We start from the raw sequence: 22883 nt of genomic DNA on the forward strand, positions 1-22883 counted from the left end.
TTATGTAGCAAAAAGCTTTCCAAGAATTTAGTCATATATTTCGTGTCTAAATCATACTTTCTAAGTACATCGGCAAGAGGCTTACAAGTTTGTGTTGTTATGGTTAAGCTCAGTCAGCTCTATCTTCAGTGGCTTAAGCCGCTTTTATATGAAGATATATCTTTTATTATTTAATAGAAGAAGTAGTAGGGGCACTGAATATGTGGATAACACCCCTGATTATATGAAATGAAGCCTATCCACATGTGCATAGAATGTGCATAGGCTTAAAGCTTATTCAGGATAAGTTTTTAATTTTTTCGATTAAGTTATTCACAACTTTGTAGAGTTCCTGATCGTTCTTCAAAGCTTGGGATATTTTGTCATGCGCATGGATGACTGTTGTGTGATCTCGTCCGCCAAATGCGTCACCGATTTTCGGCAGCGAGAAATCCGTCAGCTCCCGTGATAAATACATGGCGATTTGCCTCGGAAAGGCGATGGCTTTCGTCCGTTTACGAGCTTTGAAATCTTCAATTTTCAAATTGTAATATTCGCCAACTTTTTGCTGAATGTCTTGAATAGTGATCATTTTGGGACGACTAGATGGGATGATGTCTTTCAATGCTTCGGCGGCCAGATGGGTGGTTATGTCTTGGTTAATTAGAGAAGAATAGGCCACGACCCGTATTAATGCTCCTTCAAGCTCCCGGATGTTCGTATCGATTTGATTCGCGATATACATCATCGCCTCGTTCGGAATATCTAAATTTTCAGCTTTGGCCTTCTTCCGCAAAATTGCGATCCGAGTCTCTAGGTCTGGGGGCTGGATATCCGTAATTAATCCCCATTCGAAACGTGATCTTAGCCGTTCTTCCAACGTAGGAATTTCCTTCGGTGGCCGGTCACTGGAGATAATAATTTGCTTTCTCTCCTCATGAAGCGCATTGAAGGTATGGAAAAACTCCTCCTGCGTGGATTCTTTACCCGCCAAAAATTGAATGTCATCAATGAGCAAAATATCGATGTTTCGATATTTGTTCCGGAAACTCTCCGCCCTGTTGTCCCGGATCGAGTTGATGAATTCATTCGTGAACTTCTCGGAAGATATATATACCACTTTGCTGCTTGGACTATGCTCCAAAATATAGTGGCCAATCGCATGCATCAAGTGAGTTTTGCCGAGACCAACGCCCCCATATAGGAATAACGGGTTATAAGCGCGGGCTGGCGCCTCAGCAACGGCAAGAGAAGCCGCATGAGCAAATCGATTGCCCGATCCGATGACGAATGTGTCGAACGTGTATTTCGGATTAAGCATATGGGAGATCGGTTCCTCAATCGCAACCGGAGTCGGCGCTTCCTTTTGCTTCTGGGTCTGCTCGGCTGGAGCCGATTCTTCAATGACAAAAGAGACATCGACCTGTTTGTCGAGATATTCATATACAGTTGTAGCTACCAGTTTGGTATACCGGCTCTCCAGCCATTCGACAGCAAATGTAGTGGGGGCAGATATGACGATTGAATCGTCGGTTAGAGATACTACTTTTGTTGCCTTAAACCAGGTGTCGAAGCTCGGTTTACTCAGCTTGGTATTAATGATGGATAAGATATGCTGCCATATTTCGGAGGTATGGCTGTCCACAGACTGTCACTCCTTTTAAATCATACATTTGTGGCTTGAGCCATGCAGAACGGGTCAAAAAAAGCAAAAATAAAGGGGAGTCTTATCCCCATTAGTCAGAAGCCTATAATAATTATAAACGTGGATAATTTAAAATTGTTCACAATGTTATCCACAGGTTGTTGATAATTATGTTATTAACATATAGATATTCACAACAAAAGCATTCTAATCATAGCAAAATAAGCCTTGTATTTCAATGATCCGCACCAAATTATCCACAAATTCAATAACTTGTGCATAATTTTAATCCACACCACTACATATTGTTTATAAATTGTTTAGCATTCGACATAATGAGCGAATTCTCGCTAAAAATTATACACAGGTTGTTAAAGTAAAGGTAGAACGATGTAGAAAAGAACTTTGAGAAATATTGTGAATAATTTTTGGGGGACTTATGAAGATGTGAAGTGGATGGCTCTAAGCCGAGCATAATAGGGAAAAATTTCGAATTTAGGAGCAGAAGGGGCTAGGGAAAATTTGAAGGAAACTGTCGTAGTTACGCATAAAAAAAGATGGGATGAGAGTAAAATTGAACTCTCAAGCCCATACCAATGATTTTAATGACCAAAATGTCTCATGGCCGTTTCAAATTTTTCTGAAAATGAGCTATTGCCTCATAATCCTCATGCAGCTTCCGTGAAATCCGGATATAGATCGGGAGGAGTTCTTTATAAATCGCCGCACTCTCTTTATTAGGGGCATGTTCATAAGTTTCACCGATCATTTTTTTGACGACTTCAAAAGAGTCGATTTTGCCAAGCGCATACAGGCCGAGAATGGCAGCGCCAAGACAGGAGCTTTCTATGCTCTCCGGAATAATGACCTTCTGATCGAAAATATCAGCCATCATTTGACGCCATAACGGTGAGCGAGCGAATCCACCTGTCGCTTGAATTTTGTGCGGTTGACCGATTTGCTCCTCCATAGCTAGCAGAACGGTGTAGAGGTTGTAGATCACACCTTCTAATACGGCACGAATCATATGCTCCTTCTGATGGTTTAACGTTAATCCAAAGAAAGAACCCCGTGCGTCGGAATTCCAGAGCGGTGCACGTTCGCCGGATAGAAAAGGGTGGAACAACAAGCCATCCGAGCCTGGATTCACACGTTCCGCGATTCGCGTCAGGACGTCATATGGACTAATGCCGAGCCTGTTGGCTGTTTCAACCTCGGAAGCGGCAAACTGATCCCGCACCCAGCGGAAAATAACGCCGCCATTGTTCACCGGCCCGCCGATCACCCAATGCTTATCTGTAAGCGCGTAACAGAAAATACGTCCCTTCGGGTCAAAGACAGGCTGATCCACGACGGTGCGGATGGCTCCGCTAGTACCGATGGTCACGGCAACGACCCCAGGATCAATCGCGTCTACGCCAAGATTGGATAGCACGCCGTCGCTTGCGCCAATGACAAATGGGGTAGAGGGGAGAAGCCCCATTTCTTGTGCATATCGTTCGTTAAGCCCTTGGATTGTATGTGTCGTAGGGACAAGCTCGGACAGTTGATCCGGAGTGATTCCAGTAAGGGTTAGAGCTTCAGAATCCCAATCCAGCTGTTGCAAATTGAATAATCCGGTGGCTGAGGCGATCGAATAGTCGACGATATATTGTTGGAACAGCTTGTGGAATACAAATTCTTTAATAGAAATAAATTTATGAGCCTTACTGAAATTTTCCGGTATGTCATGACGTAGCCACATCAATTTAGTGAGCGGCGACATCGGATGAATCGGAGTTCCGGTGCGTAAGTAAATATCGTGTCCGTTCAGTTCATTTTTTAGCCGATTAGCCCATTCTACGCTTCGATTGTCTGCCCAGGTCAGACAGCGCATGATGGGCTTCCCGTCCTGATCGACAGGAATGACACTGTGCATTGCTGCGCTGAAGGAGACAAGGATAACACATTCAGGATCGGCACCGCTTTTCCTCATGACTTGCTTCACCGTACTGATAACGGCTTCGAAAATTTCCTCCGGATCTTGTTCCGCCACGTCTGTCGTAGGCGTATATAGCGGATACCCTTCATTAGCGGAAGCTATAATTTTACCGTTCTCTTCAAATAACACAGCTTTTGTACTTGTCGTGCCTATATCAATTCCGATCATATACGATAATTTGGCCACCTGATTCACCCTCTCTTTAGGATATATCCTTTTTTTATGTTTGATTCCAATTTAACTTTAGTTTATCGAAGGATGATTTTTAAGTATATTGCTGGCGATGGTGTTAAAAGTTCCGCCAAGGCCACTAGTCATTGAATTGACAACATCCATGGGTTTCATACCATAGCAATAAAGTAGCGTTGTGACCGAATAAGTTGTCGATCATATTGTATACTTGTCGACAATTTAATGTATGAATAGTTTTAATAAAATAGGGGGGAAATCCCTTACATTTCCTGATTAATGGATACTTTTATGAAGTGTTTGATGCGAATCGACAAAGTACTCCTCGATTTGGGCAGCAATGAAAGCCGGATCTTTAGTTTCCAACCCCTGCAGCAATTTGCGGTGCTTGTTAATGACAAAATTAATCTTATCATCTCCTTGGGACAAGATTTCCTCCGTCGTTATAAGCAATACCGTCATTACGATTTGGCGGATACTCAACCATAAATGCCAGATTCGCGCATGCTTTGCTTCCTTAATAATCAGTTCGTGAATGGAGAGGTCTTGATAGGCAAATTCCACGACATCAAGATGCTTGGCAGCAAGCTGCATTTTGTCAATAATCTGCTGAAGCTGTGAAATGACTAATGTAGTATCCTGCTCAACCAGACGCTTCCAGGCAAAACTCTCTATCAGAAATCTGACATCATACAATTCAGAAATATCATGAAGCTGCAGCCCATTAACGACAGCTCCCATTCGCTTAAGCGTAATTAATCCCTCAGTGGACAACGTCTTCAATGCTTCTCTGACAGGTGAACGACTCGTGCCAAAGTCGGCAGCAATTCCATTTTCGGACAGAACTTCTCCCTGTTTAATTGTGCCATTAATGATTTGTAGACGAAGTTCACAGGCGATTGCTTCGCCTAGTGAGCTTCCTTTTAGCCAAGAGGATGGATATTTCATGTTATAGACTCCCTATCACAAAGATACTAACTTATCATAACATGAATGATCCTGCCTGGGTACGTCAAGTCACTGCGTGCTTTCTACGGCATGACCGCCAAATTCATTGCGCAGGGCAGCGACGACTTTACCGTGAAAGGTATCGGTATCCTGTGATCGATATCGCATGAACAGAGACATGGCAATAACCGGTGCTGTTGCTTGAAATTCGAGCGCTGTTTCCACAGTCCACTTGCCTTCGCCAGATGAATTCATGACACCGCGGATATTGTCCAGCCTTGCATCTTTAGAAAATGCATTTTCAGTCAGCTCCATGAGCCAGCCGCGTATCACTGAACCGTTGGACCACACTCTGGCAACCTCTTCATAGTTAAAATCAAACGAACTTTTCTCTAAAATTTCAAAGCCTTCAGCGATAGCCTGCATCATGCCATACTCAATTCCGTTATGAACCATTTTTAGAAAATGTCCGCTGCCGCTAGGTCCTGCATATAAGTATCCTTTATCAACGGCAATGTCTTTAAAAATAGGCTCAATATGGCGAAACACAGTTACATCGCCGCCAATCATGAAGCAGCCGCCGTTTTCAGCCCCGTCTACGCCTCCGGAGGTTCCAACATCGAAAAAGTGAAGTCCTCGCTTTCCTAAATTTTCAGCTAGATCCAGAGAATTTTTGTAATTTGAATTGCCCCCATCAATAATAATATCGCCTTCATCTAAGTGCGGAAGCAAACTGTCAATTACCGAATGGAGAGCATCTCCGGCGGGAACCATAATCCAAATGATTCGCGGAGTATCCAGGGCAGAGACCAGCTCCTCCATATTGGAAGCGGGAATTGCTCCTTCTCTAGCAGCGCTTTCAACAGAACGTGGGTTCATGTCATAGGCAACCACATCGTGATGACATTGCAGTAAATTCAGCACGAGATTATAACCCATTTTTCCAAGTCCAATCATGCCAAGCTTCATACAAAAACACTCCTTATCTCAGACAAGTATACTTGTATACAACTTATATGCATTCATCATACATGCTCCGTTATATTCTGTAAATGCTTAATTGTTTATAATTTCTTGAGCCAAAATACTTTTCCACATGTGAATAACTTTTATACTGGGTAGTAATCATGAAGAATTGTGGACAACTGTTGAAAAATTCTAATGAAAAGAAATGCCGGGCCCGGTTGACTTTAGCCCGGGTTATATGGTTAAATGAAAAAAGGCATTTTCTGTGGATAATGAAAATGGTGAATATAGAAGTTAGACCTTGTGAGGGGGTGCAATAGATGAAACCGACTTTCAAACCGAATGTGAGCAAACGTAAAAAGGTTCACGGTTTCCGTAAGAGAATGAGCACGAAAAATGGCCGTAAAGTTATAGCTGCTCGTCGTCTAAAAGGCAGAAAAGTACTCAGTGCGTAAATGACTGCGTGAAGACCACTACGGTGGTCTTTTTTTAAAGGTATATGCAAATATTGTGGCTCTGGTTCCCTGCAGTGAACGTTCCGCTTTTTCGTTTCCGTCCCTCGGTTGTGGTACCGCATGATATTGTCGGAAGTGACTTTGAAGCGCTTGTTGCTGCGGGGTTATTTTTGTTAATTATGTGATGATGGTATGAAATCGATAGCGTGCACTTAAATTTTTGTTAGGCATGCTCTTTAATAATAATGAACGTTATGATTTTCACGTAAGCAGGAATAGGGTATATATGAAACGGGACACCTAACTTAAAATGAGGTTTACCGTTTTTAGTGTTGGTTTATACTACAAAGAAAGTGAAGCCCTGTATTGTCCTAAATCGATGCGGGGTTCGAATCAAGGAGATTGTCGTGCATAAGAAGCTACGATTAAGGAACCGGGCAGATTTCAGCCGAGTATATCGGTTTGGTAAGTCTTTTGCCAACCGCCAGCTTGTCGTTTATTGGTCGAATAAACCGGATATTGAACGATTTCGGCTGGGCGTCTCGGCCAGTAAGAAAATTGGCAATGCCGTTGTCCGCAACCGGATGCGCCGGATGATCAAGGAGATCGTTAGGCTGCATGAGGCTAAAATTAGGGATCATGTAGACATCATTTTTATCGTACGAAAAGGTGCAGTTGGGATGGAGTATCAGGAATTGGAGAAAAGCGTACTTCATGCCCTGCGCAAAGCCTCGCTGCTCAAGCCTTCCAGACCGTAGGGATGCTTGTTTATTTGTCCTTATAAATATGTTATGATTTACGATGAATGGATAGGTTAAGAGAGGGGTTTTGAAGTGTCGCGTTTGAAGAATAATAGAAGCAAATGGCTTCTCCTCATTTTAGCGATCGGTCTTGTTGTCGTGCTTGCCGGTTGCGGACAAGTTACGAATAACGCTACGACAACTGAAAATATGCGTAATAGCAGCTCTTGGTGGACTGCGAATGTCGTTTATTACTTCTCATTTGCTTTGGATACGTTTGCGGATTGGTTTGGCGGGGAATATGGTCTGGCGATTCTCGTTCTAACTATTATTGTTCGTACGTTGATTTTGCCACTGACGCTTAAGCAGGTCAAGAGTTCAAAAGCGATGCAAGCCATACAGCCTGAATTAAACAAGATTCGGGAAAAGTATAAAGACAATCCTGAACAGCAGCAGCAAGAGACCATGAAGCTGTTTCAGGAGCATGGCGTCAATCCGATGGCTGGCTGCTTTCCTTTATTGATTCAGATGCCAGTATTTATTGCGCTATATAATTCGATTTACAATAATTCGGCGATCGGCTCTCACTCTTTCTTATGGTTGCAGCTTGGAGAGAAAGATAGCTTGTACATTCTGCCGATTATCGCGGCGATAACGACATTTATTCAGACGAAGATGATGTCAAATATGAACCCGTCTGGTATGCAGGGGCCAATGCAGTTCATGATGCTGATCTATCCGGTATTAATCTTCGTGATGGCGATTCAGTTTCCTGCAGCACTCCCTCTGTACTGGGTATACAGTAACCTGTATACGATCGCGCAAAACTATTTCATTTATCGTAAGAAGGATCCTGTTGCAGTTACAGCCGGTGGCGGAAGTGACGGCGGATCTAAGTCGAAAAAGGGCGGTTCCAACTTAAAAGCCGGTCATCCCGGCAAAGGAGCCAAGGAGGCCAAAAAGTCGAAATGAATAAAATTGTGACGTCGGGAAAAACCATTGAAGAAGCTGTAAGACAAGGATTGGCCAAGCTCGGCACTACCGAGGATAAAGTTGCCGTGAATGTGTTGGAGCAGCCGTCAAAAGGATTCCTGGGGCTGATTGGTGTCAAGGAAGCTAAGGTAGAGTTAACCTTGCTCGAAGAGACTCCATCAGAACCGCTTCAAGGAAGCCGTTCGAACGATACTGTTCCTGTAACTTATAAAGAGGGTGTAGTTAGCGACGGACGGGATCCTTACGAGGAGGCGGCGTCATTTGTTCGGGACGTCGGCGAGAATATGGGTCTTCAGGTAAATGTAGAAGTGCAGCATAAGAAGGATAATACGGTACTTAACATTTCCGGCAATGATTTGGGATTACTGATCGGGCGGAGAGGTCAAACCCTCGATGCCCTGCAATATTTGGCGAATATTATCGCTAACCGTTATTCCGATAGCTTCGTTCGTATCGTGCTTGATGCGGAGAATTTCCGGGAACGCCGGAGAAAGACGCTCGAGGATTTGGCCGTCAGGCTTGCTGGCCGGGTGATTCGCACCCGTAAAGAGCTGGCTCTTGAACCGATGTCGCCGCAGGAGCGCAAAGTGATTCATTCCAAACTTCAGGATCACCCAGAGGTTAAGACATACAGTAAAGGTGAGGAGCCTAACCGGCGTGTTGTAATCGCCCTGAAGCAGAGTAAATGAATGGAGGACGCAATGACGTTGTTTCGGCAAATGTCATTGCGTCTTGTTTTTTTATTGTATGTTCAACCGACCCAAACCCTCCCACCGTAATGGAGGGCTCCCGAAGGCTTGCAGCCCTCGTCGGGGCTCCCGCAAACAGGAGTAACGTTGGAGGTAAAAGAGGCGCCCCTACATCGCTGTTCCCCTCAGGAATGCGCTTGGGTGTATGCAAGGCACGCTTTTCCCCCTTCGGGTACGTCTTACTTTTGGAGCACCCGGTAACCTGAGAACACGCTGCAGGCATTTCTGCTGTCGACACACCCGTGTATCGGTTGGGACAGTTGAAATCAAGTTATCGGTTTATGTTCATTGTGCTTGTAATGAGTTTCTATCCCTTTGGGATGTGCTTGGGGACGAGCGGGAATTATAATATGTATGATGATGAGTTGTGAGCAGGGGAACGTCTAGGAACGACGGTGCTGGACTGCGTAAGGTTAGGCTTAATAGGTGAAAAGTGTAGCAGAGCCGTCCGTTTGAATTCGGAGAAGCGGTAGCGTTCGCCTTTGTCGTCGGATTATAATCTCTTATGAATTTATCAGATCATAATAATCCGATGACAACAGCGATCGAAGGATCAAACGGACTGCGCCGCGACTAACATTTTCACTACAAGTTTTTTTACACGCGGTTACCGTTTTGCTTCTCCGGACGGCAGATCAAGTATTATTATTCAATCACGAGGTGAATTAACTATGTTGAGCGATACAATCGCTGCTATATCGACGGCAGTAGGCGAAAGTGGGATTGCGGTAATTCGTGTCAGTGGGCCGGAGGCGATTGCTGAAGTGGGAGCATTGTTTCGCTCCAAGAAGCCTCTAACGGATGTAGATAGCCATACCGTACATTATGGCTTTATTATAAACCCAAAGACGCAAGAGAAACTGGAAGAAGTGCTGGTATCGGTATTCCGTGCGCCTCGTTCATTTACGACAGAGGATGTGGTGGAAATCAGCACACATGGTGGAATCATTTCTGTCAAGCGGGTGATGGATCTTCTGCTGCTTCAGCCGAACATTCGCTTGGCAGAGCCAGGGGAATTTACGAAGCGGGCGTTCTTGAACGGGCGTATTGACTTGTCGCAGGCAGAGGCGGTGATCGATTTGATCCGTTCGAAGTCGGATCGGGCATTCTCGGTCGCTCTGAAGCAGGTGGAGGGTGATCTATCCCGGAAAATTGCGGCGTTGCGTCATACGCTGGTGGAGACGCTGGCGCATATCGAGGTCAATATTGATTACCCTGAGCATGACGTCGAATCGATGACGACGCAGTTCATCAAAACAAAATGTATGGAAGTGACTGAAGGGATCGAGCAGCTTCTCAAGACGGCAAATCAGGGAAAAATTCTGCGGGAAGGCATTACTACGGCGATTGTAGGGCGTCCGAATGTGGGCAAATCATCGCTTCTAAATGCTTTGGCTAGAGAGAATAAGGCGATCGTTACCGATATTCCAGGTACGACTCGGGATGTGATTGAAGAATATGTGACGATTAATAATATTCCGCTCAAGCTGTTGGATACGGCGGGAATTCGCGAAACGATCGATGTTGTGGAGCAAATTGGAGTAGAGCGCTCTAAGGCTGCGGTGAATGAGGCTGATTTGATTTTGTTAGTACTGAATAATGCTGAGCTGCTGCATGAAGACGAGATTCACTTGATGGAGCAACTGAGAGGACGGCAAACGATTGTACTGCTGAATAAGATTGATTTGCCATCGCAGCTTAATAGGGAGGTTGTCAGGCGTTATTTTCCCGAGGAAGCTATCGTAGAGTTATCCGTGAAGACAGAGGAGGGGCTTGAGCATTTGGAGGAGGCGATCTCGAAGCTATTTTTCGGGGGGCAGCTGGAGTCCGGGGATCTCACTTACGTCAGCAACGTGCGGCATATTGCCCTGTTGAATAAAGCGAAGCAATCGCTTGCGGATGCTTATGAGGCAGCGGATATCGGTATTCCAATCGATATTCTGCAAATTGATGTTAGATTAGCCTGGGAACAATTGGGTGAAGTGATCGGAGATGCTGCGCCGGATGCGTTGATTGATCAGATTTTCTCCCAATTTTGTCTGGGAAAATAGTTCTTCGCACGTATGAGCGGTATTCATTCATGGTATGATGAAAAAGAATGTTTTGAATAGTTTAATTTTAAAACAATTATTGTTATTTACGATATAATTTTTGAATTTAAAGGGGGGTTTAGGATGGGGTTTGTAGCAGCAGAATACGACGTGATCGTCGTCGGTGCTGGACATGCAGGCAGTGAATCTGCATTAGCTGCAGCTCGTATGGGCTGTAAAACACTACTGGTAACGATTAACCTGGACATGGTCGCTTTCATGCCGTGTAATCCTTCCATCGGAGGGCCGGCGAAGGGTCATGTTGTAAGAGAGGTAGACGCCATCGGCGGTGAAATGGGCCGTAATATCGATAAAACTTTTATCCAAATGCGAATGCTGAACACAGGGAAAGGGCCTGCGGTCCATGCGCTTCGTGCCCAAGCCGATAAGGTGCTCTACCAGCATGCGATGAAGGAAACGCTGGAGAAGCAGGATAACTTAACGCTGCGTCAAGGCATGGTTGAGGATTTAATTGTAGAGGATGGCAAATGTGTGGGGGTTGTCACCCAGACTGGAGCAGAATACCGCAGTAAGGCGGTAGTTTTGACGACAGGAACCTATCTGCGCGGCAAGATTATTATGGGTGAGCTCGCCTATGAGAGCGGCCCGAACAATCAGCAGCCTGCCGTTAACCTATCTTATAATTTGAAAAAGCTTGGCTTTGAACTCGTTCGTTTCAAAACAGGTACGCCACCTCGGGTTCATCGAGATTCGATTGATTTTTCTCAGACGGAAATTCAGCCGGGGGATGAAAACCCTAAATTTTTCTCCTACGAAACAAAAAGCTCGGATAATGAGCAGTTGCCATGTTGGCTAACTTATACCTCGGCTGAGACGCATGAAATTATCAATGCGAATTTACAACGCGCGCCGATGTTCTCGGGGATTATTGAAGGAACCGGTGCGAGATACTGTCCGTCTATTGAGGACAAAATCGTTCGTTTTAGCGATAAGCCACAGCATCAGGTTTTTCTGGAACCGGAAGGAAAGAATACGGCGGAGTATTATGTGCAAGGATTATCAACCAGTATGCCGGAAGAGGTTCAGGAGCAAATCGTTCGCTCGGTTCCCGGACTGCAGAATGCCAAAATTATGCGTAGCGGCTATGCGATTGAATATGATGTCATCGTACCGACTCAGCTATGGCCAACGATGGAAACGAAGCTACTTCCTGGCTTATTTACGGCTGGACAAATCAATGGTACATCTGGATATGAAGAGGCATCGGCTCAAGGGGTTATGGCAGGTATTAACGCTGCTCGCAAGGTTCAAGGTAAAGAAGCTATCGTACTTGATCGGTCCCAAGGGTATATTGGGGTACTAATCGATGATTTGGTGACGAAAGGGACGAATGAGCCTTACCGTCTGCTCACCTCGCGCGCAGAATATCGTTTATTGCTTCGCCATGATAATGCCGACCTCAGACTTACTGAAATCGGTTATGAGATCGGACTGATCTCACCGGAGCGCTATGCGCAGTTCCTTGATAAGAAGGAGAAGGTGGAGCAGGAGGTAGAGCGTCTCCGAACAACCAAAGTTCGTCCGGTAGACATCAATCCACTCTTGGAGTCTATCGGCTCAGCCACGATTCAGGACGGCAGTAATTTGCTGGCTATTTTGCGGCGTCCAGAGGTGTCCTACGCGCATATCCATCAATTTTCACCAGCTGAAGTTGCTTTGGACGAGGAAATGATGGAACAGGTTGAAATTCAAGTGAAATATGCGGGATATATCGAAAAACAGCTTCTCCATGTTGAAAAATTGAAAAAAATGGAAAAGAAAAAACTTCCTGAAAATATCAAGTACGAGGACATCCAGGGGCTGGCTATCGAAGCACGACAGAAACTAGCTAAGATTCGTCCTCTCTCCATTGGGCAAGCATCACGAATTTCAGGGGTATCGCCAGCTGATATCTCCATTCTTCTTGTCTATTTGGAACATTATAACCGGGTTACCGCTGCAGGAGGATAAGTGATTGGATCAAATACAAAATCAATTTCAATCATTGCTTCGCGATCAAGGAATTGAGGTCAATGCGGGGCAATTAGCCCAGTTTGAAACCTATTTTAATGAATTGGTCTCTTGGAATGAGAAAATGAATTTGACGGGGATCACAGAGCGTGATCAGGTATATGTGAAGCATTTCTATGACTCACTATCCTTGTCCTTTTATGTAAATATGACAAGTGTTCATACAATGGCGGACATTGGTTCTGGAGCCGGATTTCCAGGCATTCCATTAAAAATTTGTTTTCCACATATCAAGCTCACGATCGTAGATTCACTCAACAAGCGAATACAATTTTTGCAGAACATCGTGGATCAACTCTCGTTGGATGGTGTTGAACTCATTCATGGTCGAGCAGAGGATATTGCCCGTAAGCCACAATACCGTGATCAATTCGATTTAGTAACAGCTCGAGCTGTAGCTCGAATGGCTGTATTGAATGAATTTTGCCTTCCTTTCGTTAAAATAGGCGGTATTTTTGCAGCCATGAAGGGAAGTGATCCGCGTGAAGAGGTAGAGGAAGCAGCACGCAGCATGAAAGTGCTTAACGCGAAGCTATCGGCTAGTCATCACTTTACCTTACCTATGGATAGTTCTGATCGCCATATCATTCTTGTAAATAAAACCGCGGCGACCCCAAAGGCCTATCCACGAAAAGCCGGAACACCTTTAAAGTCACCTATTATTTAGTTTAGCAGCATCTGAACAGCATCATTTTAATGATAAATTATGATCCTTCCAGCAATATGTTCCACGTGAAACATATTGCTGGGGGATCTCTTCTTCATGTCAGGAAGCAGAAAAATAGCTAAATAAGAGAATAGGATTATAGTGAAAAAAGTGGTAGAATAGATATAACGATCATCATTTTGTCCGATATTCGTTAATTTCTATGGAAAATGCTTAATTCTATCTACGATATACTAATGTATCTTGAAAATGCATTGTTCGTAGAAATTAACTATGAAATACTGCCAATTCAAAGAGGAATCCTCTTGCCTGAAGACATAGGCAGTTGATTTTCTTAAGGGGACTATTTCAACATTATAGGATTAAAAATGTTTAGCTTTGCTTGGACAGCTCTATAGTTGCAAGAAAACTACTGCCAAAAGCAGTCTGTCTACTTTAGAAATTACGTCGCAGACGTTTTTTTCACCGTTTACTGTGCGGCTTTCCCTTAGTTTTGATAAGCAAGGAAATGCAGCCCATAAGGCATTGCCTTATGACACTATGAACTTAGGTGGTAATTGACGGAATGAAGGAACAATTTTCGAAATTGTTTGGTTTTGCCGAACGAAGCAGCGGAGATGAAGTGAAACAAATTCCGGTTGGTGAAATTGTAAGCAGTCCATACCAACCTAGAACTATTTTTGACGATGATAAAATCGAAGAGCTGTGCCAGACGATTAAGACTCATGGCATCATTCAGCCGATCGTAGTTCGCCAACGAAATGATAAGTATGAGCTTATTGCTGGAGAAAGACGTTGGCGCGCTGTGGTGAAGTTAGGTTACGAGACAATACCTGCGATTTTGCGGGACTTTAATGATTCTCAAGCTGCTTCTATTGCTTTGATTGAGAATCTGCAACGGGAGGGGCTTACCTCGATCGAGGAAGCTCTTGCTTATCAAAATTTGATCGATTTGCATCAGCTGACTCAGGAGAGCTTAGCTCAGCGGCTAGGAAAGAGTCAATCGACAATTGCCAATAAAATTCGATTGCTCCAACTGCCGGAACAAGTAAAGACAGCGCTCATGGAACGAAAAGTTACGGAGCGGCATGCCCGGGCTCTACTATCTCTTGATACCGAGGAGCTTCAATTAAAGGTATTGGATGAGATTATCAGCAAAGAATTGAATGTGAAGCAGACCGAAGCTAGGATAGCATTTTATAAAGAAGTCGCTAAGAATAAGAAGACGCCTAGACGAATTTCTTTCTCGAAGGATGTTCGCTTGGCCTTGAACACGATTCGTCAATCGATTGATATGGTATCTGGCTCTGGAATGCAAATCAAAACTTCGGAGAAGGACCATGAAGATCATTATGAAATTGTGATTCAAATTCCTAAAAGATAATGAATGATTCTCGCTGACCATGACCGCGAGGTTAGAAGGTCAGCTTCTTTTTCGGCAAAATGGCTTGAGTCATCCAGGTTCATTTCCATCTAACCGAACATGCAGCTAGCGGGAATGATCTTACCTAATGAAGTAATACATGTTAAGGATGACTTTGTTGTCTTTTTGTAGCTTCAGCTTAGTGGATACTACCTAGATTCATACTACAAGAAGATTTTTAACGGATACTGAGGTGAAATAGATTGTCTAAAATCATTGCCATTGCTAATCAAAAGGGAGGAGTCGGTAAAACGACCACCTCCGTAAACCTCGGGGCAGGACTTGCTGCGATCGGTAAAAAAGTTCTGCTCATTGATATTGACCCGCAAGGAAACACGACAAGTGGAATTGGGATCAACAAGGCCGATGTTGCCAACTGTATTTATGATGTGCTAATAAATGAAGTCAACCCGAGAGAAGCAATCGTTTCTACAGAGGTGGATGGGTTGGATATTATTCCTGCTACCATTCAACTGGCAGGGGCTGAAATTGAGCTTGTACCTACGATTTCGCGTGAAGTCCGGCTTAAGAAATCGATTCAACAAGTCAAGGATATGTATGATTATGTGCTTATCGATTGTCCGCCATCGCTTGGTATTCTAACCATTAACTCATTGACGGCGGCTGATTCAGTGTTGATTCCTATTCAGTGTGAATATTATGCGCTTGAGGGGTTAAGTCAACTTTTGAATACGGTACGTCTTGTTCAGAAGCATCTAAATACCTCTCTTCAAATTGAAGGTGTTCTGCTCACGATGTTTGACGCTAGAACGAATTTGGGCATTCAAGTCATTGAAGAGGTTAAAAAATATTTTCAGCAGAAGGTTTATAGAACCGTTATTCCGCGTAATGTTCGCTTAAGTGAAGCACCATCGCATGGTCAATCGATTATAACGTACGATCCCCGGTCTAAGGGAGCGGAAGTATATTTAGAGTTGGCAAAGGAAGTGGTCTCTTATGAGTAAGCGATTGGGGAAAGGTTTGGATGCGCTGATACCATCACTCTCCATTCAAGAGGATGATAAGGTGGTGGACATTCCACTAAATCAGCTTCGAGCCAACCCGTACCAACCAAGAAAAACTTTTGATGAAGATGCTATTCGCGAATTGGCAGAGTCGATTCGTCAGCATGGGGTTATTCAGCCGATCATCGTTCGCAGTGTGCTAAAGGGTTATGAAATCATTGCGGGGGAACGGAGATATCGTGCCTCTCAGTATTGTGGTAATGATACTATCCCGGCTGTAGTTCGTTCTTTCTCCGATCAGCAGGTGATGGAAATTGCTCTGATTGAAAACCTGCAACGTGAAAATTTGAATGCAATGGAAATCGCAGTAGCTTATCAGGGGTTGATGGATCAATTTCAGCTCACGCAAGAAGAACTATCATTGAAGGTAGGTAAGTCTCGTTCTCATATCGCAAATTTCTTGCGGTTGTTATCACTACCGGAAGAAGTGAAGGAATATGTTTCACGTGGAACATTATCCATGGGACATGCTCGAGCTCTTGTCGGTTTGAAGGATGCAACCATAATTAAGGAGCTAGCTAAGCAATGTATTGATCATGAGTGGAGCGTACGTGAGCTTGAGGATGCTGTTCAACAGTTGGATCGCAAGAAGAAGGATAAGCAAAAGACAATAAACCAAAAACGTGATCCTTATATAGAGGAAGTTGAAGGAAACCTGCGAGAAAGATTTAAAACAACAGTAAAGATTAAACCGAGTAAAGATAAAGGGAAGATCGAAATTAATTATTATAGTCAGCAAGATCTGCAAAGATTGCTTGACTTACTATCTTGACTAAACTAGATATAGTTTGCTAGAAATTCACGAGTATAAAATATTCTTATTTAGAGTTTATTGCGGATGACATATTCGTCTTGTCTGGGGGATGTTCAGTCTCTGCAGCGGAGGGATATGTCATTCTTTAATCTTACTCATAGATTGCCTGGCTAATAGTTTAAAAGAGATGGTATAAGTGAATATAAGGATCAAGGATCGCCATCAATAAGTCATGAGCCAGTGTTACATCAGTGAATAAACTGAAACAGAAAGTGAAAATAGTAAGATGAGATATAGGGACGTAATTGTTGTCAATTAAGGAGGCGAGTTTTCTGGAAAAGCAAGCTGTCATTTATTTTGATCATGCTGCTACATCATGGCCTAAACCACCGGAAGTAGGGGAGGCTATGATGAAGGTTCTTAATGGTCAAGCGGCCAGTGCGGGGCGAGGGAGTCATAATATGGCCCTGCAAGCGGGAAGAGTAATGTATAACGCTAGGCGCTCGCTCGCGACGCTATTTCATATTGCCAATCCCAATGACATTGTATTTACCTCCAACACGACTGCGGCATTGAACTTGGCTATCAAGGGCTGGCTAAAGCCTGGCGATCATGTGATTGCAACTATGGTTGAGCATAATTCAGTGAGAAGACCATTAGAATACTTGAAAAGAACCATTGGAATTCAGGTTGATTATGTGGCTGTGAATGATTCGGGGCAATTAGATATGGAGGCAGTCAGAAATTCCATTCGCTCAGAGACGACTTTAGTTGTTTGTTCACATAGCTCAAATTTGCTGGGAAGTATTATGCCTCTTGATGAATTAGGGCGTTTGGCTCGTGAGCATGGAGCAGTTTTTCTGGTAGATGCGGCTCAAACTGCTGGGACATATCCCATTGACGTTGCTGAAATGGGAATTGATATGCTTGCTTTTCCAGGGCATAAGGGGTTGCTTGGCCCACAGGGCACAGGAGGTTTATATATTTCTCCCCAGGTGGAGTTGGAGCCGCAGTTGCATGGAGGGACAGGAAGTCAATCCGAAGAGCTTGAGCAGCCAACAGTTCGGCCAGATCGGTATGAGGCGGGTACGGCAAATACGGTCGGTATTGCCGGGTTGGCAGCTGGGGTGAATGTTGTACTCAAATATGGGGTAGAACAAGTTTATGAACATCAGTGGAAGCTTGTCCAAACGATGATGGAGGAGTTATCCAAAATGCCGGGCGTATCTTTGATTGGGCCAAAGCTGGGTGAAGCAAGAACGGGGCTCGTGTCTTACAATGTGGCGGGCAGAGATGCTGCGGAGATTGCTTTTAGGTTAGATAGAGAATATGGAATTGCTGTGCGCGCCGGGTATCATTGCACGCCATTAGGACATATGACAGCAGGAACAACGGAGGGCGGGGCTGTTAGAGCTAGTGTAGGTTTTGGTACGACGGAGAAAGAGGTTGAGTCATTCGTACTAGCCATGCGGAAAATTTTGGCTCAATGACATGAACATAGGGGAGAGGAAGCATGCAAGAATGGAATGAGCTCATTCTGGAACAGTTAGTTTGGGTTGTAATTGGGTTAGTTATCGTCGTGGTTTGGCTGCTCATCTGGAACTTGCTTCAGGGCAGTAAGCTCCGGAAGATCCGTCGGAAATATGAATTGATGATGCAGGGAGCAGGAGTAGAGGACCTGGAGGGGCTACTCGTCGATTTGAAACTACAGCAAGGCAAGTTAGAGGATGTACAGGATCAACAGCAGAAGATACTCGAACGGCTGCAAATGCTGGTGCCGAAGCAGAAAGCAAAAATCGGCATGAAGCGTTATAACGCTTTTGCCGAGCGTGGGAATGATTTAAGTTTCTCTATCGCATTTATAAATGATGAGAAGGATGGGGTCGTCATTACGGGTATTTATAATCGGGACGGCTCTTATGTATATGCCAAGCCATTAACGAAAGGGGAATCCCCTCATGCGTTATCTCAAGAAGAAATCGAGGTTATTGCTCTTGCCGCGCAAGGGGAATGAAGCCATTATGCCATTCTTTAATGGCAGAATAAAGACTACTGGCTATAATATCAGACAAGCGCATGACTAAGCTAAGTCGTGTGTTCTGTAATACAAAATACTCCATGAAGCCGCCGACATTGACGATGCCTGTAAGATGGATATCGCCAACCGGCGGTAATTCTTTATTTACGCCTGCTCCAGGGCGGAGTGGGCCTTGCACGACTTGGATGGATCCAACGCTTGAGGTTTGACCCAGGCAAGCATCAATTCCAATAATGTAAGGATCTAGAAATGTGCTGTGAATTTGTTGGAGAGTATCTTTCAAGTTCATCGCATGCACGGGTTCCTCTAATGTACCGTACAAGTGAAAGTAAGGGCATTTATATTTGGATAAGGAAGTGCCGACTAGGGGCCCAAGGCAATCGCCGGTAGAACGATCTGTACCGATACAGACGACGACAATTTCCTGTCCAGGTGCGATCTGAGCAAGATGAAGTAGCAATCGATGAATAATCGCGGAATGAATGCCTGGCTCAGTGTGGGGTATTTTTAAATAAGGAATTTCTTGTCCTGTTAACGACGGATTTAGCTGAGACATTGAAATCTTCCTTTCCGCTTAGAATTATCCAATATAGCTACCGGAACACCGGAATATATGCTATTAGGAATAATAGATAGTATATGGAAAAAAGAACATTTCTATACTCCGACTAAAGTATCGCTTATAATAGGGGGCTAAAGCAGTGGACACATGGTTAGTAATGGCATTTGATTCAACGCAGCAAGCATTAAGGGCCGAGATGCTGCTGGAGTATGCGGAAATTGAAATCGACCTGTATCCAACACCGAAAGAAATTACGGCAGGCTGCGCTTTATCAATTCGGTTCCCAAAGGAAGCGCTCATTACTGTTAAGGAGATCATCATTCAAGAGCAAGTAGATATTCGGGGAATCTATTCCCCATCAAAATCAGGATATGATAACATCGAATTGTAGGAGGGGATAGATGATACTGCTCACCAATATAATGGAAGATGGAAGTGAAGTAGACCCTGCCGAGCAAGCAATTAAAGTGGCTGTAACCTGGAAAGATAAGCTGTGGGATTGGGCAACTAACGTCGAAATGTGGGAAATGGTTATGTTCTCAGCCCTGCGTATTATTGTTCTATTTATTCTGACACGCATATTTATCAGAGTTATTTATCGGATTATCGATCGCTCTTTGGAGAAAAAGGAGCAGAGTCGATTGAAGGTGAATCCTCGTAGATTAGTTACTGTTGCCGGGCTGTTGAAAAATGTTACTTCGATTACAAGCAATTTCATTATGATCATGCTTGTTCTTGGCGAAGTTGGCTTTCAGCTTGCACCGCTGCTTGCCGGAGCTGGGGTGCTCGGTTTAGCCATCGGTTTTGGGGCTCAGAGCTTGGTGAAGGATGTGATCGCAGGCTTTTTCATCATTCTTGAGGATCAATTTGCAGTAGGTGATGTGATTCAAACAGGTGGTCTTAAAGGGACGGTAGAGATGATCGGACTTCGTTCCACACGGCTCGTGAGTTGGACTGGCGAAGTGCATATTATTCCGAATGGCACAATTACTAACGTGACGAACTATTCGTTAAATAACGCGATGGTTGTTGTAGATTTTCCGTTCAGCAATACGAAGAAACTCGAAGAGATGATTAGCTTGTTGAAGAAAGCGATGCTAAAGATGAAGGAGGATCATCCTTACACTTCTGAAGTTCCTCATGTGGTTGGCATCCAGTCACTCTCAGCCAGCGAATTTGTCATCCGCATTGCTATGGAAGGTTTGCCGGAGATGAGAGAAGAGATGGAGCGCCAAATTAGGACCTATATTAAACAGGCGCTTGAGGAAGAGGAAGCTTTAGCATTGCCGGACGGAGAGTAGACAACATCTAAATTAAAGACAGAGATGGAAAAGTCGTCTTAAATGGGCGATAATTTAGAATAATTAAGGAAGAAGTAGGAGAGGAATAAGATGGAGCGTAAATCGTTTGGGCTGGGTGATGTAGTCATGATGAAGAAAAACCATCCTTGTGGCAGCAATGAAATGGAAGTAATTCGTATGGGGATGGATATCCGGATCAAGTGTGTTGGCTGCAAGCATAGTGTACTCGTCCCGAGAGCAAAATTTGAGAAAAATATGCGTAAAGTGATTCGTTCAGCTGCAGCTGGGGAAGAGGGGACGGCATCCCAAGATCCATCCTAACTTAAGGATGGTCACTTTTTTGTAAGGTTGAGTTATCCACAAATATTTAAATAATAGTACCAAAAAACGGGAACGTACGATCTCTTGATAATTTAAGTGATTTGTGGTATATTCAATAGTGCTGTGGAAAGGTACCCAAGAGGTCCAAGGGGGCTGACTCGAAATCAGCTAGGCGTGTCAAAGCGTGCGTGGGTTCGAATCCCACCCTTTCCGCCATTATAGTCGCAAGACTGTAGTTAGGGGGATGAGAACCCACAAAAGTGGGGGCGTCGGAGCATTATCTTCGGTAGCATAATCATCGCAGTCCCGTAATGAAATGTAGGGTATCCCACCCTTTCCGCCATCTCTCGTATACCGCGTCATTATCACGTTTTCAGTACGTTATGTGTACGGAAACTGGACGCAGAGAGCGCTAGATGATCCGAACATACCTGAATGATTCCGAAGTCTTCTACGTTAATAACGCGTAGGAGGCTTTTTTGTTATGGATAAACGTACGGGAAAGAAAACGATAAATCAGCGAGCTCCAATTGCGGATGTAGGCCTGCCGTCTTATACGCTTGATGAAGTGGTTGATTTCTGGTTAAGGGTAAAGCGCGGCAAAAACTTAAAAGAGCGGAGAATTGAACAGATAAACAAAACTCGTAAATCAATATATGGTGAGGATTAACGCTATCCCGGGGACATCCCTGATAATAAGCGGGTCTAAAATAAGAGGGTCTAAGCAATTATTTCGGTAGGGCCGACGTTTTGGGGGAATTACCTACCCCTTTGTCGAAGTACAGGGCGAAGGGTGGGCGGATTGAATATCATATGTTATTGACCTGGAGACAGAACAGGAAAAGATCATAATAGCAAGGTGACGAAGTTAGATCTTTGAGAGTTGGAAATTCCTTTGAAGATTTCGTATTCTGGATGCAAGCATAATTGCTTGCTGGAACTGTATAAACAACAAAGGAGAACCCTTTGGGGGTTCTCCATTTGCAGACGGGATGCGGATTGGAATTCTTCTCTCACGACTAAGAAACAGTTGATCTTCGCCTAAGCGTTAACGAAGTGACAAAGAGGGGTCTTTTTCAATTCGCGATCTTGTGCTTCTAACGGATAGTGAATAAGACTCCAAACAGCTGTGTTGCTCGTAGATGATCCAACGGAACCACACCTCTCTTTGCATCGCCGTCTAAGTGTATTATGTGCAGGTTGGCCTGTTTTATGCACAAATTATAAATTTAAAATTGTGTGATGATAAAGCATGTAGTATTCAACTTAGTGCACGCTAGTGCACGCGGGCTTTTTCGGCTTTTTTCCATTTGCGATCTTTGTTGGTTGTCTTGGGAAATGTCTCGCCCCGTTTTAGTTCGACTCGCTTAGGGTTTTGAATTTGCGTATGGAAGCTGCGCGCCTCACCTACTTCAGTGTAGATGCCAGGATTGGGAGCTTTGTCTCCGGGCTCAAATTCGGTTTTCTCGCCCATTATTGAGACCTCCTTTCGGTATGATTTGATGTTTGAAGTGATGATTAAGGTAAGAAGCATGACTATTTTATGTAGTTCGTTGATGTTTCATACTTGCAGGGTTAACGAGGGTTTGATATAATATTTTGGTGCGAGTTGAAGCTCGCTCCTTGCTCCCATGGGCAACAAGGTGGGGGCCATAGTCCAAGAGGAGGTGACATATATGCGCAAATATGAAGTGATGTACATTATTCGTCCTGAACTTGAACAGGAAGCTGTTCAAGCTGTAGTTGACAAATTCCAAGGCATCATCCAAAACGGCGGTGAAATTACAAAGCACGAAGTAATGGGTAAACGCCGGCTTGCGTATGAGATTAACAAGATCCGTGACGGTATTTACGTTCTCGTGAATTTCACGGCGACTCCTGAAGTCGTTGCTGAGCTCGAGCGGATTCTGAAGATTTCCGATGAGGTTATCCGTTATCTCATTACAAAAGACGTAGCCTAATTCAAGGCATGGAGGAAGTCAGTTTAGACTTGTTCAAGCCTAATTGTACTTTGTAAACATTTGCC

23 protein-coding genes and 1 tRNA gene are annotated in these 22883 nt (G+C 44.1%); 18 read left to right on the forward strand and 6 right to left on the reverse strand.

Features of this window, described 5'->3' with window-relative positions; translation table 11 throughout:
• Positions 1-277: 277 nt before the first annotated feature.
• The 4 genes from dnaA to gnd form a co-directional block, all read right to left on the reverse strand.
• Positions 278-1624, reverse strand: a complete 1347-nt coding sequence (gene dnaA / locus EIM92_RS04675) for a chromosomal replication initiator protein DnaA (protein ID WP_125081688.1) — start codon at positions 1622-1624, stop codon at positions 278-280.
• Between the two features lie 619 nt (positions 1625-2243).
• On the reverse strand, positions 2244-3791 hold the full coding sequence (gene gntK, locus EIM92_RS04680; RefSeq protein WP_211344426.1) for a gluconokinase: 1548 nt from the start codon (positions 3789-3791) through the stop codon (positions 2244-2246).
• 279 nt (positions 3792-4070) lie between these two features.
• Positions 4071-4742 carry a GntR family transcriptional regulator gene (locus EIM92_RS04685; protein ID WP_125081690.1) on the reverse strand — a complete coding sequence of 224 codons (672 nt, stop codon included), beginning with the start codon at positions 4740-4742 and terminating at the stop codon, positions 4071-4073.
• Positions 4743-4811: 69 nt separating this feature from the next.
• The gene (gene gnd / locus EIM92_RS04690; protein WP_125081691.1) at positions 4812-5711 is read right to left on the reverse strand and encodes a phosphogluconate dehydrogenase (NAD(+)-dependent, decarboxylating); all 900 of its coding nucleotides are present in this window, start codon (positions 5709-5711) and stop codon (positions 4812-4814) included.
• 317 nt (positions 5712-6028) lie between these two features.
• Between gnd and rpmH the strand changes: the two genes are divergently transcribed.
• The 12 genes from rpmH (at position 6029) to EIM92_RS04750 (ending at position 18649) form a co-directional block, all read left to right on the forward strand.
• Positions 6029-6163 carry a 50S ribosomal protein L34 gene (gene rpmH, locus EIM92_RS04695; protein WP_110930560.1) on the forward strand — a complete coding sequence of 45 codons (135 nt, stop codon included), beginning with the start codon at positions 6029-6031 and terminating at the stop codon, positions 6161-6163.
• A 407-nt stretch (positions 6164-6570) separates the two neighbouring features.
• A complete protein-coding gene (gene rnpA, locus EIM92_RS04700; protein WP_110930561.1) occupies positions 6571-6921 on the forward strand; it encodes a ribonuclease P protein component in 351 nt (116 codons plus the stop codon).
• A 75-nt stretch (positions 6922-6996) separates the two neighbouring features.
• Positions 6997-7875 (forward strand): membrane protein insertase YidC, encoded by an 879-nt coding sequence (yidC, locus tag EIM92_RS04705; protein ID WP_125081692.1) that lies wholly within the window; start codon positions 6997-6999, stop codon positions 7873-7875.
• Positions 7872-8585, forward strand: coding sequence for an RNA-binding cell elongation regulator Jag/EloR (gene jag / locus EIM92_RS04710; RefSeq protein ID WP_125081693.1), 714 nt, complete (start codon positions 7872-7874; stop codon positions 8583-8585). The genes yidC and jag overlap by 4 nt, the downstream gene beginning before the upstream one ends.
• Positions 8586-9316: 731 nt before the next feature.
• Positions 9317-10696, forward strand: coding sequence for a tRNA uridine-5-carboxymethylaminomethyl(34) synthesis GTPase MnmE (gene mnmE / locus EIM92_RS04715; RefSeq protein ID WP_125081694.1), 1380 nt, complete (start codon positions 9317-9319; stop codon positions 10694-10696).
• Between the two features lie 123 nt (positions 10697-10819).
• Positions 10820-12706, forward strand: coding sequence for a tRNA uridine-5-carboxymethylaminomethyl(34) synthesis enzyme MnmG (gene mnmG, locus EIM92_RS04720; RefSeq protein WP_125081695.1), 1887 nt, complete (start codon positions 10820-10822; stop codon positions 12704-12706).
• A gap of 4 nt (positions 12707-12710) precedes the next feature.
• The gene (gene rsmG, locus EIM92_RS04725; RefSeq protein WP_125081696.1) at positions 12711-13433 is read left to right on the forward strand and encodes a 16S rRNA (guanine(527)-N(7))-methyltransferase RsmG; all 723 of its coding nucleotides are present in this window, start codon (positions 12711-12713) and stop codon (positions 13431-13433) included.
• 565 nt (positions 13434-13998) lie between these two features.
• The gene (noc, locus tag EIM92_RS04730; protein ID WP_125081697.1) at positions 13999-14817 is read left to right on the forward strand and encodes a nucleoid occlusion protein; all 819 of its coding nucleotides are present in this window, start codon (positions 13999-14001) and stop codon (positions 14815-14817) included.
• A gap of 242 nt (positions 14818-15059) precedes the next feature.
• Positions 15060-15821: a ParA family protein gene (locus tag EIM92_RS04735; RefSeq protein ID WP_125081698.1), complete on the forward strand. Its 762-nt coding sequence runs from the start codon at positions 15060-15062 to the stop codon at positions 15819-15821.
• Positions 15814-16653, forward strand: a complete 840-nt coding sequence (locus tag EIM92_RS04740; RefSeq protein ID WP_125081699.1) for a ParB/RepB/Spo0J family partition protein — start codon at positions 15814-15816, stop codon at positions 16651-16653. The genes EIM92_RS04735 and EIM92_RS04740 overlap by 8 nt, the downstream gene beginning before the upstream one ends.
• Before the next feature lie 290 nt (positions 16654-16943).
• Complete coding sequence (locus EIM92_RS04745; protein WP_281279654.1) at positions 16944-18125, forward strand: aminotransferase class V-fold PLP-dependent enzyme; 1182 nt, start codon at positions 16944-16946, stop codon at positions 18123-18125.
• A gap of 23 nt (positions 18126-18148) precedes the next feature.
• The gene (locus EIM92_RS04750; protein ID WP_125081700.1) at positions 18149-18649 is read left to right on the forward strand and encodes a DUF4446 family protein; all 501 of its coding nucleotides are present in this window, start codon (positions 18149-18151) and stop codon (positions 18647-18649) included.
• On the opposite strand, the gene yyaC is transcribed toward EIM92_RS04750, so the two are convergent.
• Positions 18621-19229, reverse strand: a complete 609-nt coding sequence (yyaC, locus tag EIM92_RS04755) for a spore protease YyaC (protein WP_125081701.1) — start codon at positions 19227-19229, stop codon at positions 18621-18623. The genes EIM92_RS04750 and yyaC overlap by 29 nt on opposite strands.
• A 163-nt stretch (positions 19230-19392) precedes the next feature.
• Between yyaC and EIM92_RS04760 the strand changes: the two genes are divergently transcribed.
• From EIM92_RS04760 to EIM92_RS04780, 5 genes are all read left to right on the forward strand, one after another.
• Positions 19393-19626 (forward strand): putative Se/S carrier protein, encoded by a 234-nt coding sequence (locus EIM92_RS04760; RefSeq protein ID WP_425464191.1) that lies wholly within the window; start codon positions 19393-19395, stop codon positions 19624-19626.
• A 10-nt stretch (positions 19627-19636) separates the two neighbouring features.
• Complete coding sequence (locus tag EIM92_RS04765; protein ID WP_246021201.1) at positions 19637-20536, forward strand: mechanosensitive ion channel family protein; 900 nt, start codon at positions 19637-19639, stop codon at positions 20534-20536.
• Positions 20537-20626: 90 nt separating this feature from the next.
• The gene (locus tag EIM92_RS04770) at positions 20627-20857 is read left to right on the forward strand and encodes a DUF951 domain-containing protein (RefSeq protein WP_125081703.1); all 231 of its coding nucleotides are present in this window, start codon (positions 20627-20629) and stop codon (positions 20855-20857) included.
• A gap of 125 nt (positions 20858-20982) precedes the next feature.
• Positions 20983-21073 (forward strand) — tRNA-Ser (locus EIM92_RS04775).
• A gap of 268 nt (positions 21074-21341) precedes the next feature.
• A complete protein-coding gene (locus EIM92_RS04780; RefSeq protein ID WP_125081704.1) occupies positions 21342-21527 on the forward strand; it encodes a hypothetical protein in 186 nt (61 codons plus the stop codon).
• Between the two features lie 606 nt (positions 21528-22133).
• Here EIM92_RS04780 and EIM92_RS04785 read toward each other — a convergent pair.
• Complete coding sequence (locus EIM92_RS04785) at positions 22134-22331, reverse strand: YjzC family protein (RefSeq protein WP_125081705.1); 198 nt, start codon at positions 22329-22331, stop codon at positions 22134-22136.
• A gap of 202 nt (positions 22332-22533) precedes the next feature.
• On the opposite strand from EIM92_RS04785, the gene rpsF reads away from it, so the two are divergent.
• Positions 22534-22818 carry a 30S ribosomal protein S6 gene (gene rpsF / locus EIM92_RS04790; RefSeq protein WP_125081706.1) on the forward strand — a complete coding sequence of 95 codons (285 nt, stop codon included), beginning with the start codon at positions 22534-22536 and terminating at the stop codon, positions 22816-22818.
• Positions 22819-22883 lie beyond the last annotated feature (65 nt).

Source organism: Paenibacillus lentus (assembly GCF_003931855.1).
GTDB lineage: Bacteria > Bacillota > Bacilli > Paenibacillales > Paenibacillaceae > Fontibacillus > Fontibacillus lentus.